The following is a 14,452-nucleotide window of genomic DNA, read 5'->3' as shown; positions in this document are numbered from 1 at the left end:
GCGGCAACGGTCCTACCATGGAGCGCATGACTTCCTCACACTCTTCCCCCGCCCCGCTCCCTGTTCACTTCACGCCCGCGCTCGCGCGCGTCGTCGCGACCGTGAGCGTGGGCTTCGTCGTCACGCAACTCGACGTCACCATCGTCAACATCGCACTCGCGCGCATCGCGACCGACCTGCACGCGAGCGTGGCGCGGCTGCAATGGATCGTCGATGCCTATACGCTCGCCTTCGCGGTGCTCATGCTCTCGGGCGGCGTGCTCGGCGACCGCTATGGCGCGCGGCGCCTTTACGCGGCCGGGCTGGTCGTGTTCGCGCTGGCTTCGCTGGCGTGCGGTCTCGCCGCCGACCCCAATCTCCTGATCGCCGCCCGCGCGCTGCAAGGCGCGGGCGCGGCCGCCATGCTGCCGAACTCGCTCGCGCTGCTCAACGCGGCGTGCCGCCACGACCGCGCGCTGCGGGCGCGTGCCGTGGGCTTCTGGACCGCCGCGGGCGCCATCTCGATTGCGGCGGGCCCGGTGGCGGGCGGCCTGCTGATCGCCGCGTTCGGCTGGCGCAGCATCTTCCTCGTGAATCTGCCGCTGTGCGCGGCGGGGCTCGTGGCCACCCTGCGCTGGATTCCGGCGCCGCGCGAAGCGCCGGCGACGCAGAAACCCGCGCGCAGCCTCGACGTACCCGGCCAGCTGCTCGCGGTGATCGCGCTCACGGCGTTCACGGGCGCGGTGATCGAATGGCGGCCGCTCGGCTTCGCGCATTGGGCCGTGGCGGGCGGCTTCGCGCTGGCTTTCGCAGCGGGCGTGGCGTTCGTCGCGCTGGAAGCGCGCGTGCGGGAGCCGATGGTGCCGCTCGCGATGCTGCGCAACCGCACCTTCAGCGCGGCGGTGCTGTTCGGCCTCTGCGTGAATCTCACCTACTACGGCACGGTGTTCGTGCTCGCGCTCTATCTCCAGCATGCGCGCGGCCAGACGCCGCTACAGGCCGGTCTCGCCTTCGTCCCGCTAACGGGCGGCTTCCTGCTTTCGAATCTCGCGAGCGGCCACGTGGTCGCGCGTTACGGCACGCGGCGGCCGATGATCGTTGGCGCGTTGATCGCGGGCGCGGGCTACGCTCTGCTGATCGGTGTGGACGCGACGACGCCGCTCGCCTTCGTGCTGATCGCGTTTCTGCTGATTCCCTCGGGCATGGGCCTCGCCGTTCCCGCGATGACGACGGCCGTGCTTTCCTCGGTCGAGCCGGCGCGCGCGGGCACGGCTTCCGCCCTGCTCAACACCGCGCGGCAGGCGGGCGGTGCGGTGGGCGTGGCGGCGTTCGGCGCGCTCACGGGCGGCGCGCAGGCGGCACAGGTGGTGTTCGGGTTGCGCGCGGAAGCGTCGATTTCCACGGCGATCCTGCTCGCGGCTGCGTTGCTCGCGGGGCTGGTCAAAAACGATCCGGCGGGGAAGGATCCCGTGCCTGCGGGCGGCGAACGACGGGCTGCGTCGCAGCGTGGAGTCGAGACGTCGCGCTGAAGGCCGTAAGCGCTGGCGAGAGGCGCGGAGGTGCGCTGACATCCCTTCAGGGGCACTGCGGGCCGCCGGGCTGGCCAGCCCGCCCAGCCAATGCTGCACGCGCAGTGCACAAGTAGGGGCGGCTAAAGTTGCCTTAAGACCATCAAGGCCAATCGGGCGCATCTGGAACGCGCGAAGCCGCGATGCGATGACCCAGCCCAGCACGTAACAACACGCAACACGCGCGCGAGCCTCGGCAAAACGCCCGCGCGCACGTGGTGATTACAGCGACGTTTCCTGAATCTCGCCGGACTGAATGGCGCGTTCGATCAGGCCTTCGTTCTGCGCCTTCTTGATCGCGTGCGCGATCAGCTGGTCGGGCTCTTCCAGTTCGGCTTTGAGCGCGCCGAGCAAGCCCGACGCGTCGAGGATCACGAGCGTCTTGGCCGTATCCGCGTAACTGATCAGCACGCGCCGCGTGCCGTCCTCGGCGAGGCTCGCGCAAAACTGGCCGGTTTGCCCCGCGACGTTGAAATCGAAATTTTGAATCAAGGCCTGCTCCCTTGTGGGTCTTTGGGTCTTCCCTGACGGGACGGTGGTTATGACTGCGTTCAGGCAGTTGCGCGATGCCGGCGCGGCTCAGCCGAGCAGGCCGCTGCTACGCGGCGCGCGCAACGCATCCACTGAAGCACGTCCCGCGCCCGTTACCGTCAGCAGCAGGAAACCGCCCGCGATCGCGATGTTCTTCCAGAAGTGGACAACCGCGTCCTGCTGCAACGAGGCCTGGGTCATGTTCCAGAAATCGTGCCCGAGTACCGCCGTGACGACAGCGTACACGGCCAGCAGGAAAGCCACCGCGCGGGTGCGCACGCCCAGCACGAGCGCGAGACCGCCGATCAGCTCGATCGCGGCCGCCAGCGGCGCCGCATAGGCCGCATACGGCACGCCCTTGTTGTGCAGATAACCGACGAACCCCGCGTAGCTCAGCAGCTTCATGGCGCCGCCCCACAAAAACAGAATGGCGAGAGCCAGCCTGGCGATGAAGATGATGAGGGAATCGGCGGGACGGGTCATGAAGGGCTCCGGTATGCAATCTCGGAGTGACCGCTGAGCGGGCGCTCAGTTCCCCTTCGATGAAATAACGATGACGGTTGCGTGTCGATATGGTGCGGAGATTGCGCGCGCGAATACTCAATTTCGCTCAACTCCGCTTCGAGAGCGAGGTCGATAAAGGGTTATCGATTTGCAATCGTTTAATGCGAATTATCGCAAACGATTCGGATACCCAACTAATTGAAGCACATTAAAAACGTGGGTTTCCGGCGCAAATACCATTGGCACACTCAATGCTTGTGCCGCAAGCCATGCGGACGATGCGCGTCCAGCCAGTGCGTGATGCGCGCCTCGATCGCCCCGCTGCTGCGCCGCGACACGGCCCACATCGCCGCGCAGACGAGCAACATCACACCCGGACCGAGCAGATAAGCAACAATGGTTTCCCTCATGACAGTCTCCATGCAGCGGGACTTTTCATTCTAGGCGATGCAAGCGCCCATGACTCAACCGTATTGCTGATAATGGCCCATGGAATTCCCCCGGCTTCGCATATGAACAGAGGAATGCAACGCGCGGTTTCTTTACGTCCGACGTAATCGACATACCCGCGTGTTTCGCTAGAATCGCGGCATGAATACGCTCGCGACTCCGCCCGATTTGCCCTCCGCGGCCGCGGCCGCTTCCGGCGCGCGGCGCGGCGTGGGCGAGATGCTGCGCGACTGGCGCGTGCGGCGGCGCATGAGCCAGTTGTTGCTCGCCACCGAAGCGGAAATCTCCACGCGCCACCTGAGCTTCGTCGAATCGGGCCGCGCCACGCCGAGCCGCGAGATGGTCATGCATCTGGCCGAACAGCTCGACGTGCCGCTGCGCGAGCGCAACGCGCTGCTGGTCGCGGCAGGCTACGCGCCGCTCTATCGCGAACGCGCGCTCGACGATCCGCAGCTGGCCGCCGCGCGCGAAGCCGTCGACCTCGTGTTACGCGGCCACGAGCCGCATCCCGCCGTGGCGATCGACCGGCACTGGAACATCGTCGCGGCGAATCGCGCGATCGCGCCGCTTATCGGCGAAGCGTCGCCCGCCTTGCTCGCGGCGCCCATCAACGCGCTGCGGCTCTCGCTGCATCCCGAGGGCATGGCGCCGCGCATCGTCAACTGGCACGCGTGGCGCGCGCATCTGCTCGCGCGCCTGCAACGCCAGATCGACGCGAGCGGCGACGCGCACCTGCTCGCGCTGCACGCGGAACTCGCCGCTTATCCCGCGCCCGCGCATGCCCGTGCCGGGCACGAGGAAGCCACGCCGCCAGCGCATCACATTGCCGTGCCGTTGCGCCTGCGCACCGCGATCGGCGAACTCGCGCTGCTGAGCACGACCACGGTGTTCGGCACGCCCGTCGACATCACGCTCTCCGAACTCGCTATCGAAGGGTTCTTTCCCGCCGACCCGCAAACCGCCCAGGCGTTGCGCGATCACGCGCCCTGATGCGCGTCGCGCGATTTCGCCGCCGCCATCACGCGCGCGGCGCGAGCCACTTCCGCGCCCAGTCCAGGCCCGCCGAGGTGCCCGCGCGCGGCCGGTACTCGCAACCGACCCAGCCCTCGTAACCGAGTTCGTCGATCACGTCGAGCAGCCACGCGGTGTTCAGTTCGCCGCGATCGGGTTCATGCCGCTCGGGCACCCCCGCGACCTGGATGTGGCCGACGCGCGCGATGTCGCGTTTGAGCTTCGTCGTGACGTCGCCTTCCACGATCTGGCAGTGATAGCAGTCGAATTGCACCTGCAGATTCGGCGCGCCCACCTGCGCGCAGATCGCCTGCGCGTCGTCCTGCCGATTGAGCAGATAGCCGGGAATGTCGCGCGGGTTGATCGGCTCGATCAGCACGGTGATGCCATCGGCCGCCGCGGTGCGCGCCGCATAGGCAAGCTGCTCGACGTACTGCGCGCGCTGCGCCTCGCGGGCTGCCTCGTTCGCGACGAGTCCCGCCATGACGTGAATCTTGCGGTTGCCGAGCACGCGCGCGTAGTCGAGCGCGGTGTCGATGCTGCGGCGGAATTCGTCGTCGCGGCCAGGCACCGAGGCGATGCCGCGCTCGCCCTTCGCCCAGTCGCCGGGCGGCGCGTTGAAGAGCGCCTGCGTGAGCGCGGCGTCGTCGAGTCGCGACTTGATGTCGACGGCGGCGTGCTCGTACGGAAACAAAAACTCGACGCCCGCGAAACCGTCGCGCGCGGCGGCGGCGAAGCGGTCGAGAAATGCGTGCTCGTGGTACATCATCGAAAGGTTGGCGGCGAGGCGCGGCATCGGAACAACTCCTGTGTCGAACGATGCCCGTATTGTCGGTGAAAAGCGCCGGGTGAAAGGCGGACCATTCACGGCGCCTGTGAAAAGCCGGCGCCGCCCCGCTCACGCCGCCGTTTCCTCCGGCTCGGGCGCGGTCACAACCAGCACGCTGCACGAGACGCGGTCGAGCAACTGGCGGTCGTCGCGTCCTTCCCACCAGCGCGCGAACGGCCCGCGCTTGTGGTGCCCGAGCACCACGAGGTCGGGCTTCAGCTCGGCGCAATACCGCGCGATCACGTCGACGGGGCGGCCCACCACGAAATGACCGCTCGCGGCGAGCCCCTTCTCCGTGAGGCACGCCACGCCATCGCGCAGGATCTCGCGCGCCGCCGCCTCGGCCGCTTCGAACGGCACGGTGGAGGCAACGTCCGCGCCCCATTGCAACGGCGACTGATCGAGCACCGCGAGCAGATGCGTTTGCGCGCGGCACTCGCGCGCCAGATCGGCGCCCTCGCGCAACGCGCGCCGCCCTTCCCGCGACGCGTCGTAACACAGCAGAATCCGGCTGAACGACGCCATGACGTTTCTCCCGCGCGAGTTTCCGGGCGGCATCCTCAGCGCGGCGAATACCGCGCGGCGCGCCAAGAGACGCCGGATGCCTGTTTCATTATGGCACTTACCTCACAACATGATATAAAGCCACGATTCTGTAGATAATCGAAATTCGGCTAATCACTATATAGATAGGCGCCTGGCCGCCGAACGCCCTGCCAAGGCCCAACGGCACCGATTCCCGCCCTCGCAAACGTTACCGTCCCCACTTCTTCGCGCTTCGACCCAATACGCATTTTTCATCTGCAATTGTGTGTCTTTTAGCCGCGCATGGCCGTTACAACTCTAGTTACAAATACGGCAGTTACCGTGACCCGGGGTCGAAACACCTGTTACAGATTAATCCTCATACTTATTAATCACATACGGGGTATTTTTTACCTGTCAACGCAAATCCTTTCAAAACGTTTATTCATTCGAAACAGCAGCATGGGGAGGGACAGTTCGTCGCGCAAGCTGCGGATTTTTCTACCGAATCCCCATGGATAAAGGCTTTGCGCCTGATCCGATCTGGCACTGACAGGTCATATCGATGTGTCATGCATGTGTCTGCAAATCCCAGCAAGATTTACCGAAATTTATTTACAACACTCGATTTATTTTTTATCGGAAGTGTTGATTTCTGAGATAAGTCCTCATACAATTCGCTTCAAGGTTGTTACGAGATGTAACACCTTGTATCAAAGAGCCAGATCCCACCGATGAGTGAGGGTCGGCCAAACGACCAAAAAAGATACAACGGCGAAAAAGCCGGGGGGTTAAATTCGGGGCTTCGGAATATAGAGAAATGGACCGTAGCAGCGAGACGCTGGAATCTATCCGCGAAATTAATTTGTCGTATCTGATGCTTGCGCAGCGCATGCTGCGTGAGGACAAGCCGGTCGGCATGTTCCGACTGGGACTGTCGTCGGAATTGGCCGATCTGCTTGGCGGTCTGTCGCTCGCGCAGATCGTCAGGCTGGCCTCTTCCGACCAGCTCCTTTGTTTTTTCCGCTTCGACGACCATGCGATGCTGTCCGCGCTTACGCAGACGACCAAGCATGCCGACGTGGCGGCAACTCATGCGGCCATCCTGCTTGCAGGGCAGCCGGCTGGGCAATTCGCCTGAGGATGACGTCCATGACCACGACGCGACGCAGCCTCACCGAAGACGCTCAGGAAGTGTTCCGTGCGATCGCATTGATCGAGCTGGGCGCACGCATGCAGGTGCTCGAAAGCGAACTGACGCTCTCGCGCGACCGCATGATCCGCCTGTATCGCGAGATCCGTGGCGTATCGCCGCCCAAGGGCATGCTGCCGTTCTCGGCGGACTGGTACATGACGTGGCTGGCCAACATCCACGCCTCGCTGTTCTATAACACGTACCTGTTCCTCAAGAACGAAGCGCGTTGTTCGCATCTCGACGCGCTCACCAAGGGGTTCCGCCTGTATCTGGAACATTGCAAGCACAGCGGAGCCGAGCCGGTGCTCGACTTGACGCGTGCCTGGACCCTGGTGCGCTTTTTCGATGCCGATATTCTGCAGTTGACGCCTTGCTGCCGTTGCGGCGGTAAGTTCGTCGCGCATCGCCACGACCTTCAGCACAACGTCGTGTGTGGTGCATGCCAACCGCCTTCGCGCGCTGGCAAGACGAAAAAGGCGGCTGCAGCGCGACGGGGCGCCGAGCAGACCGAGAGCGACCAACCGGTGGAAGTGACGCCGGATGGCATTGCCGAGGCTGCGTAAGCGTAGGAGAGCAGATCCGGCTCAACCGGACTCGAGACCAAGACGCGAAGCCGTCCGGAGCCTGAGGGCGCCGGACGGCGAAGCGCTTTTCAACGGTCTCTTTCGCTTTATCTTTCCAGTTTCATTGATACCGATTTCCGCACCGCGCCCCGGATCGCTCCGGCGCGCGGCCGTCGTGCTTTGTTTTGCCAATGGCCGAGTGGGTTCGCCGATCTAGTTTCCGGCGAACGTCTGCCACACGAGCCAGAGATTCGCGGCCGTAATCACGGCGAACAATAACCACGCAATCACGCGCGTGTGCATACGGTTCGCGAATTCGCCCATCAGCGCGCGGTCGTTCGTCATGCGGATGAGCGGCCACAGCGCGAACGGCAGTTGCAGGCTCAACACGACCTGGCTCAGCACCAGCAGTTTGCCCACCGCGCCGTTGCCGAGCAGCGCCACGCCCGCGAACGCGGGAATCAGCGCGAGCACGCGCGTGATAAGACGCCGCTGGTAACACGGAATCTTCATGCGCAGGAAACCTTCCATCACCACCTGCCCCGCCACCGTGCCGGTGAACGTCGAGCTTTGCCCCGAGGCGAGCAGCGTGACCGCGAACAGGACCGCCGCCGCGCCCGTGCCGACGATCGGCGCGAGCAGCTTGTAGGCGTCCTCGATTTCGGTCACCTGATTATGGCCGGTCGCATGAAACGCGGCGCCTGCGAGAATCAGGATCGCCGCGTTGATGAGCAGCGCGAGCACGAGCGAAACGATGGTGTCGAGCCGCGACAAACCGATCGCCTGCGCGATTCCCGCGCGGTCGCGTTTGACGGCGCGCGTCTGCACGATCGACGAATGCAGATAAAGGTTGTGCGGCATGACCGTGGCGCCGAGTATGCCGATGGCGAGATACAGCGGCTCGCTCGAGTTGATGGCGTGCCACGACGGCACCGCGCCCGCGAACACCGCGGGCCAGTGCGGCTTCACGAGCGCAAGTTCGATCACGTAACCCAGGCCGATGGTGGCGATCAGCGCGGCCATGATCGCTTCGAGCGTGCGAAAGTTCTTGCCCTTGAGGCCGAGCACGAGAATCGTGTCGAACGCGGTGAGCACGACGCCCACCATCAGCGAACACCCCAGCAGCAAGTGAAACGCGAGCGCGCCGCCCAGCACTTCGGCGAGATCGCACGCGATGATCGAGATTTCGGCGAGTCCCCACTGGAACAGCGCGACGGGTTTCGAATAGCGTTCGCGCGAGAGTTCGGCGAGATCACGCCCGGTGACGATGCCGAGCCGCATGGAGAGACATTGCAGCGCGATGGCCGCGAGACTCGAAAGCACCACGACGAACAGCAGGTTGTAGCCGTAGCGCGAGCCCGCTTCGATGTCGGTGGCCCAGTTGCCGGGGTCCATATAGCCGATCGAAATCAGCAGACCGGGGCCCGCGAATTGCAGAAACTTCTTCCAGAACGGTGCGCGCGGCGAAACCTCGACGCTGCCCTGCACTTCGGACGGACAAAACGGCGCCGTCGCCGTGGTCGGTAGTCGGAACTCCAACGTGAATCCTCGAAGGTTGAGCGACGCGACAAGCGCCGCGTTCGGTCCCTCAAGTGTACAGCGTCGGCTCCGGCAGTTCCTGCGTGAGCGCGTGACGGCCCACGTCGCGAAGGCGGTAGTCGAGTGGATCGTGCAGCGTATGCACGCGCGCGTTGCGCCAGAAGCGGTCGAGCGCGAGCGCCGCGTTGGTCGCACGCGCGCCGCACGCGTCGAACAATTGCTGGCCGGTTTCGAGCGCCGCGCGATGCGCACCGATCTTGGCTTCGGAAATCGCAATGGACACTTCCGCGCGCGTGCCGGCCGCGAGCGCTTCGCCTTGCTGCCAGGCGGCGTCGAGCTGCGCGGCCGCGCGGTCGGCGAGCAAGGCGGCCGCGAGCGACTGCACGCGCATCTCGCCGAAACGCTGCTGCAAATAGGGATCGTCGATGGCCTGCTTCACGCCCGAGTTGACCCACGGGCGGCCATTCGCGAGCACGTACTGGCGCGCTTCCTCGAGCGCGCCTTCCGCGAGCCCGACGAACAGATTGGTGAGCACGAGTTGCGACACGAGCGTGCGCAGCGAGGCGCGCGGCGTATTGGGCCGCGCGAGCACCTCGTGCGCCTGCACCTGCACGTTATCGAACGACACGGTGCCGCTATCGGTTTGACGCTGGCCGATGGGGTCCCAGTCGTCGTGCACGGTAATGCCCGCGCGCGTGGTGGGCACGACCGCGAACACGGGGTTGCCTGTGGCGGGATCGTGTGCGCTCACGGTCATCATCTGCGAACCATAGGTGCCCGAACAAAAGCCTTTTTTGCCGTGCAAGCGCCAGCCGCCTTCGTTGTCGGCCTGAGCGACCAGCCGCGTGTCGATGGGGTTCACCGCGTTGCCCCACCACCAGCGATGCTCGACCGTGCCTTGCAGCCAGTTCGCACGCTGCGCGGCGTTGCCCCACAAATCGACGCTCACGATTTGCAAACACTGAAAACCGAGCAGATGCGCGAGCGCGCTGTCCACGCGCGCGATCGTGCGGATGATGGCGTAGACGTCGCGCCAGTGCAAACCGCCGTCGCCCGGCACTTGCGTGAATTGGCCGCCGAATTCGCGCGGCACCGCGATCGTGAGCAAGCCCGCCTCGGCAATAAGCCGCTTTTCCGCCGCCGCGTGACCGCCCGCGAGATCGCGTTGCGCCGCGTTCGCGCGCAGCGCACCGAGCAAACCGTCCGGCACCGCGCCGTGAGCTTCGTTCATACCCATAGTCCCGAATGAAAACCGACAACGCGCAGCCTGGGCCGCGCGTGTCGTGTCGTATCGATCAACACCCGTATTTCAGGTTCGCCGCAACAAGCGCCGCACGAGCCAGTCGCCGACAAATTGCACGATCGCGACGATGGCGATCAGCAACACGATCACGGTCACCATGACCGTGGTGTCGAAACGCTGATACCCGTAGCGTATCGCGAGATCGCCGAGACCGCCCGCCCCCACGGCGCCCGCCATCGCGGAGGAACCGATCATCGCCACCACGGTAATCGTGAAGCCGCCGAGCATGCCGGGCAGCGCCTCGGGCAACAGCACATGCCAGATGATATGCCGGCGCTGCGCGCCCATGGCCTGCGCCGCCTCGATCAAGCCGCGATCCACTTCGCGCAGACTCACCTCGGCCACGCGCGCGAGAAACGGAATGGCGGCGATGGAAAGCGGCACCACGGCCGCCCAAACGCCGATGGTCGTGCCCACGAGAAAACGCGTAAGCGGCAGCAACGCGACAAGCAGGATGATAAATGGCGTCGAGCGAAAGGCATTGACGACCGCGCCCACCGACGAATTGAGCGCGGGCCGCTCGAAGATGCCGCCGCGCGCCGTGGTCACGAGCAGCAACGCGAGCGGCACGCCCGCGAGCAGCGCGAAAAACGCGGAAACCCCCACCATCAGCAAGGTATCGCGAATGCCGCCGAGCAGCTCCGAAATCCATAGATCAGACATAACCGAGCACCTCCACGCGGCTCGCGTACTGGCGCGCATTGACCGCGAGCGCGGCCGCCTGATCGACGCTCTGCACCGGCGCGGCAACCACGAGCCGCCCTTGCGCGCGCCCTTGAATGCGCTCGATGCCGCCGTGCACGAAACGCACGCCCTGCGTGCCGAACGATTGCGCGAGCGTGATTAGTTCGGGTTCCTCATGACTTTCTCCCGTGAAGCGCACGTCGAACAGCGCGTGCGCGTTCGCTTCGGGCGCGGCACGCAAACGCGCGGCGAGATCGTCGGGTAAATCGTGGCCCGGCGTGTGCAGCAGCGCACGCGTCGCGTCGTGCCGCGGATTGCCGAACACGCGCCAGACCGGCCCCTGCTCGACCACCTCGCCACGCTCGATCACGGCGACCGTATCGCACACGTCGCGAATCGCTTCCATCTCGTGCGTGATGAGCACGATGGTCACGCCCAGACGCCGGTTGATATCGCGCAGCAACGCGAGAATCGCGCGTGTGGTTTCCGGGTCGAGTGCCGAGGTCGCTTCGTCGCACAGCAGGATGCCGGGCTCGTGCACGAGCGCGCGCGCAATGCCCACACGCTGCTTTTGTCCGCCCGACAAACGTGCGGGCCACGCATTGCGGTGCGCGCTCAGGCCCACCAGATCGAGTAGCGCGTCCACACGTGCCTCGATCGCCGCCTTCGGCACGCCCGCGATCTTGAGCGGCAACGCGATGTTGTCGTGCACCGTTTTCGCGGAGAGCAGATTGAAGTGCTGAAACACCATGCCGATACGGCGACGCAGCGCCACGAGCCCGCGTTCGTCGAGCGCGCCCACGTCCACGCCGTTCACGCGCACGGCGCCGCTAGTGGGCTTTTCAAGGCCGTTCACGAGCCGCAGCAAGGTGGACTTGCCCGCGCCGCTGCGCCCGATGATGCCAAACACCTCGCCGCGCTTCACTTCGAGATTCACGTTGGCGAGCGCCGCCTGCGCGCTGCCCGCAAAGACCTTGCCGATGCCGTCGAACACCACGGCATGCTCTGGCGCGCTCGCGTCGCGCGACGCCTCGCCCGCCGCCGGCCCCGCTTCGATGAAGCGTGACGTGCCGAACCATTTCATCATCGCCGCTCCTCGATCCAGTCAATTTATTCGGATGCCAAACAATTCGCGCGTTACCACGCGACCGCGTAGAGGTTGCCGAACGCCTTGTCTAGCTCCTTGCGCACGGCCGGCGAATGCTGATAGATCTCGATGAACTTGCGGATGCGCGGATCGTTCACGCTGTCCGGGCGCACCACGAATTGCAGCGCGAACGCCTTGTTTTCCACGCCGTCGAACAGCAGCGCGCTATTCGGGTCCGCCGTGCCCGCGAGCTTGATGAAGCTCGGGTAGCCTTGCGCGAGATCGACGTCGTCGAGCGAACGCGCGAGTTGCGACGCTTCGAGCTGCACGATCTTCAGATGTTTCGGATTCGACACGATATCGAGCGTGGTCGCGCGATAATCCACGCCCGGCTTGAGCTTGATGAGACCCGCGCGTTGCAGCAGCAAGAGCCCGCGGCCGCCGTTCACGGGGTCGTTCGCAATGGCCACGGTGGCGCCGTCTTTCAGGTCTTCGAAACGTTTAACCTTCTTCGAATACAGACCGATCTTCATGATCGTGCCCGGCGCAATGGCGACGAACTTATAGCCGCCCTGCTTTTCCGCGTTTTCCAGAAACGGCGTGTGCTGAAAATAATTGACGTCGATGTCTTTGTTCGCGAGCGCGGCGTTCGGCGTATTCCAGTCGGTGAATTCGATGATCTTGACGTCCACGCCCTGCGCCTTCGCCTCGCGCGCTGCTTCTTGCAGCGCGGGCGTTTGCGGCGTGGTCGCAATGCCGACCTTGAGCGTGGGCGTATCCGCATGGGCCGAGAGCGCGCCCGTCGCGAGCGAAACCGCCACGGCGGCAATGGCGCTCACGCGCTGAATGAAAGAACGGCGCCCCTCGGCGCGCACGGCACGATGCATCGCTTTCCCCGAATGAATGGAATGTCAGTGAGGAGCGGCGCGACGATGCCGACGATGAGAGCGTCCGCGCGCGGGCGGTGCCGCGCTGCCCATCGCGTTGCTCCAGATGGGTCCAGACGATGATAGAGACGCGTTCGCAGGCGGTCTACGAACGGATTGAGCAAAGGAAATCGCAGTCTGCGATATGCGCGCGCCGGCTGCTGGAGCCGGCGCGCGAGGTGCTGCCAGGATGAAATTGCCTGATTAACGCGCGGCCAGCGGCGCGGGCGGCGGTGCGCCGTCGGCCGGCTTCGCGTCGCCCCAACCGCCACCCAGCGCGCGAATCAGGTTGACGGTCGCCACGGCCTGCGACCCTTGCAGATGGCTCGCCTGCAACTGCGCCACGAGCACCGAACGTTCGCTATCGATCACGTTCAGGTAGCTCACTTCGCCTTCGTCGTACTGCGTGCGCGAGAGATGCGCGGAGCGTTGCGAAGCGGTCACGGCGTCGCCCTGCTCGCGAATCTGGTCGTCGAGCAAATGCAGGTCGGAGAGATTGTCTTCCACCTCACGGAACGCGACGAGCACCTGTTGACGATACTGCGCGACATCCTCGTCGTACTTGCCTCGCGCCTGCGCGAGATTGGCCTTGCGGCGGCCGCCGTCGAACAGCGGCACCGTGAGCGCCGTGCCCGCGAGCGGCCCGAGCAGGAACGCGCGGCTCGACCACATGAAGAGATCGCCGAGCGAAGCCGACTCATAGCCGAACGCGCCGGTGATATCGAGCTTCGGGAAGAACGCCGACTTCGCGAGGCCCACGCGCGCGTTCGCAGCGGCCATCGCGCGCTCGGCGGCGGCGATGTCGGGGCGGCGTTCGAGCAGCGTGGAAGGCAAACCGGCCGGTACGCGTACCAGCACCGGCGCCAGCGGCGTTTCCGGGAACGTGAAGTCGGCGGGCGCCTCGCCGAGCAGGATCGCCAGACTGTGCTCCGAAGCCGCGCGCTGACGCGCCACGCCCACGGCGTCGGCGCGCGCGCTCGCGAGTTCGTTGCGCGCCTGCGCCACGTCCAGCTCGCTGATGTCGCCTTCCTTGAAGCGGCGGTCCACGAGCTTGAGCGCATCCTCGCGCAACGTCACCGTGCGGCGATACAGATCGACGTCGCTATCGAACTGACGCAGCTGGAAGTAGTTCTGCGCAACGTCGGCCTGCAACGCGAGTTGCACCGAGCGGAACAGCGCTTCGCTCTGCTGCGCGTCGGCGCGCGCGGCGTTCACGTTCGAACTCACGCGGCCGAACAGGTCCGCCTCGTAGCTCGCCGAGGCCTGCGCGCGCCACAACGTTTGCGTGGGCACATGCGTGTCCTGCGGCAGATACTGCGAAGCGGGCGACGGGCGCTCGTAGGTCGGGCTGAAGCCCGCGTCCAGCGAGGGGAACCACGACGCACGCGCGGCCTGGGTGACGGCACGCGCCTGCTGCACGCGCGCGGCGGCTGCCTTCAGGTCCTGATTCGCGGCCAGTGCCTGATCTTCGAGCTGGTTCAGCGTGGCGTCGCCGAACACCGTCCACCATTGACCGCGATGCGCGTCGTCGGCGGGTTGCGCGGTCGCCCAGCTACCCACGTCGTGCGGGTCGTTGGCGGTGGGCTGCGCTTCCTTGTAGGCGGCGGGCACCGCAGCGTCCGGCGCCTTGTAGGTGGGCTCGACCGAGCACGCCGCGAGCCACGCGAACAACGCCACGCTCGCCGCGACGCGCGCCATGCGCCAGCCGGCTGGCATCGACAGGTTAGATACGAATTGATTCGTCATGCTCATCATCCT

The 14,452-nt window shown here is 65.4% G+C and carries 15 protein-coding genes; 4 read left to right on the top strand and 11 right to left on the bottom strand.

What is annotated here, in order from left to right:
• Nucleotides 1-26 precede the first annotated feature (26 nt).
• A complete protein-coding gene (locus tag FAZ98_RS19775; protein WP_158953070.1) occupies nt 27-1,508 on the top strand; it encodes an MFS transporter in 1,482 nt (493 codons plus the stop codon).
• Nucleotides 1,509-1,769: 261 nt separating this feature from the next.
• On the opposite strand, the gene FAZ98_RS19770 is transcribed toward FAZ98_RS19775, so the two are convergent.
• The 3 genes from FAZ98_RS19770 to FAZ98_RS19760 form a co-directional block, all read right to left on the bottom strand.
• Nucleotides 1,770-2,039, bottom strand: a complete 270-nt coding sequence (locus tag FAZ98_RS19770) for a hypothetical protein (protein ID WP_158953069.1) — start codon at nt 2,037-2,039, stop codon at nt 1,770-1,772.
• Nucleotides 2,040-2,126: 87 nt separating this feature from the next.
• Nucleotides 2,127-2,561 carry a DoxX family protein gene (locus FAZ98_RS19765; protein ID WP_158953067.1) on the bottom strand — a complete coding sequence of 145 codons (435 nt, stop codon included), beginning with the start codon at nt 2,559-2,561 and terminating at the stop codon, nt 2,127-2,129.
• Between the two features lie 269 nt (nt 2,562-2,830).
• Entirely contained in the window at nt 2,831-2,992 is a 162-nt protein-coding gene (locus tag FAZ98_RS19760; RefSeq protein ID WP_158953065.1) for a hypothetical protein, read from the bottom strand.
• A 181-nt stretch (nt 2,993-3,173) separates the two neighbouring features.
• On the opposite strand from FAZ98_RS19760, the gene FAZ98_RS19755 reads away from it, so the two are divergent.
• On the top strand, nt 3,174-4,022 hold the full coding sequence (locus tag FAZ98_RS19755; protein WP_158953063.1) for a helix-turn-helix domain-containing protein: 849 nt from the start codon (nt 3,174-3,176) through the stop codon (nt 4,020-4,022).
• A 28-nt stretch (nt 4,023-4,050) separates the two neighbouring features.
• Here FAZ98_RS19755 and otnI read toward each other — a convergent pair whose 3' ends face one another.
• Entirely contained in the window at nt 4,051-4,839 is a 789-nt protein-coding gene (gene otnI, locus FAZ98_RS19750; protein WP_158953062.1) for a 2-oxo-tetronate isomerase, read from the bottom strand.
• Nucleotides 4,840-4,941: 102 nt separating this feature from the next.
• Entirely contained in the window at nt 4,942-5,397 is a 456-nt protein-coding gene (locus tag FAZ98_RS19745; RefSeq protein ID WP_158953061.1) for a universal stress protein, read from the bottom strand.
• An 820-nt stretch (nt 5,398-6,217) separates the two neighbouring features.
• Here FAZ98_RS19745 and flhD point away from each other — a divergent pair.
• A complete protein-coding gene (gene flhD / locus FAZ98_RS19740) occupies nt 6,218-6,538 on the top strand; it encodes a flagellar transcriptional regulator FlhD (RefSeq protein ID WP_158953059.1) in 321 nt (106 codons plus the stop codon).
• Between the two features lie 11 nt (nt 6,539-6,549).
• Nucleotides 6,550-7,155, top strand: coding sequence for a flagellar transcriptional regulator FlhC (gene flhC, locus FAZ98_RS19735; RefSeq protein ID WP_158953057.1), 606 nt, complete (start codon nt 6,550-6,552; stop codon nt 7,153-7,155).
• Nucleotides 7,156-7,368: 213 nt separating this feature from the next.
• On the opposite strand, the gene FAZ98_RS19730 is transcribed toward flhC, so the two are convergent.
• From FAZ98_RS19730 to FAZ98_RS19705, 6 genes are all read right to left on the bottom strand, one after another.
• A complete protein-coding gene (locus FAZ98_RS19730; RefSeq protein WP_158953056.1) occupies nt 7,369-8,694 on the bottom strand; it encodes an Nramp family divalent metal transporter in 1,326 nt (441 codons plus the stop codon).
• A gap of 49 nt (nt 8,695-8,743) precedes the next feature.
• Entirely contained in the window at nt 8,744-9,925 is a 1,182-nt protein-coding gene (locus FAZ98_RS19725; protein WP_233272747.1) for an acyl-CoA dehydrogenase family protein, read from the bottom strand.
• 78 nt (nt 9,926-10,003) lie between these two features.
• Entirely contained in the window at nt 10,004-10,660 is a 657-nt protein-coding gene (locus FAZ98_RS19720) for a methionine ABC transporter permease (RefSeq protein WP_158953052.1), read from the bottom strand.
• Nucleotides 10,653-11,768 carry a methionine ABC transporter ATP-binding protein gene (locus tag FAZ98_RS19715; RefSeq protein WP_158953051.1) on the bottom strand — a complete coding sequence of 372 codons (1,116 nt, stop codon included), beginning with the start codon at nt 11,766-11,768 and terminating at the stop codon, nt 10,653-10,655. The genes FAZ98_RS19720 and FAZ98_RS19715 overlap by 8 nt, the downstream gene beginning before the upstream one ends.
• A gap of 50 nt (nt 11,769-11,818) precedes the next feature.
• Nucleotides 11,819-12,655 (bottom strand): MetQ/NlpA family ABC transporter substrate-binding protein, encoded by an 837-nt coding sequence (locus FAZ98_RS19710; RefSeq protein ID WP_158953050.1) that lies wholly within the window; start codon nt 12,653-12,655, stop codon nt 11,819-11,821.
• A gap of 243 nt (nt 12,656-12,898) precedes the next feature.
• Nucleotides 12,899-14,440: an efflux transporter outer membrane subunit gene (locus tag FAZ98_RS19705; protein WP_407672083.1), complete on the bottom strand. Its 1,542-nt coding sequence runs from the start codon at nt 14,438-14,440 to the stop codon at nt 12,899-12,901.
• Between the last annotated feature and the right edge of the window lie 12 nt (nt 14,441-14,452).

Source organism: Paraburkholderia acidisoli (genome assembly GCF_009789675.1).
GTDB classification, from domain to species: Bacteria; Pseudomonadota; Gammaproteobacteria; order Burkholderiales; family Burkholderiaceae; genus Paraburkholderia; species Paraburkholderia acidisoli.
The sequence above is the reverse complement of the archived record's forward strand: the minus strand, read 5'-3'. Positions and strand labels throughout refer to the sequence as shown.

Bases quoted from the DNA above. Each gene is read 5' to 3' on its own strand.
- FAZ98_RS19775 (WP_158953070.1), top strand. From the start codon at position 27: ATGACTTCCTCACACTCTTCCCCCGCCCCGCTCCCTGTTCACTTCACG.
- FAZ98_RS19765 (WP_158953067.1), bottom strand. From the start codon at position 2,561: ATGACCCGTCCCGCCGATTCCCTCATCATCTTCATCGCCAGGCTGGCT.
- FAZ98_RS19760 (WP_158953065.1), bottom strand. From the start codon at position 2,992: ATGAGGGAAACCATTGTTGCTTATCTGCTCGGTCCGGGTGTGATGTTG.
- FAZ98_RS19755 (WP_158953063.1), top strand. From the start codon at position 3,174: ATGAATACGCTCGCGACTCCGCCCGATTTGCCCTCCGCGGCCGCGGCC.
- otnI (WP_158953062.1), bottom strand. From the start codon at position 4,839: ATGCCGCGCCTCGCCGCCAACCTTTCGATGATGTACCACGAGCACGCA.
- FAZ98_RS19745 (WP_158953061.1), bottom strand. From the start codon at position 5,397: ATGGCGTCGTTCAGCCGGATTCTGCTGTGTTACGACGCGTCGCGGGAA.
- flhD (WP_158953059.1), top strand. From the start codon at position 6,218: ATGGACCGTAGCAGCGAGACGCTGGAATCTATCCGCGAAATTAATTTG.
- flhC (WP_158953057.1), top strand. From the start codon at position 6,550: ATGACCACGACGCGACGCAGCCTCACCGAAGACGCTCAGGAAGTGTTC.
- FAZ98_RS19725 (WP_233272747.1), bottom strand. From the start codon at position 9,925: ATGAACGAAGCTCACGGCGCGGTGCCGGACGGTTTGCTCGGTGCGCTG.
- FAZ98_RS19720 (WP_158953052.1), bottom strand. From the start codon at position 10,660: ATGTCTGATCTATGGATTTCGGAGCTGCTCGGCGGCATTCGCGATACC.
- FAZ98_RS19715 (WP_158953051.1), bottom strand. From the start codon at position 11,768: ATGATGAAATGGTTCGGCACGTCACGCTTCATCGAAGCGGGGCCGGCG.
- FAZ98_RS19710 (WP_158953050.1), bottom strand. From the start codon at position 12,655: ATGCATCGTGCCGTGCGCGCCGAGGGGCGCCGTTCTTTCATTCAGCGC.
- FAZ98_RS19705 (WP_407672083.1), bottom strand. From the start codon at position 14,440: ATGACGAATCAATTCGTATCTAACCTGTCGATGCCAGCCGGCTGGCGC.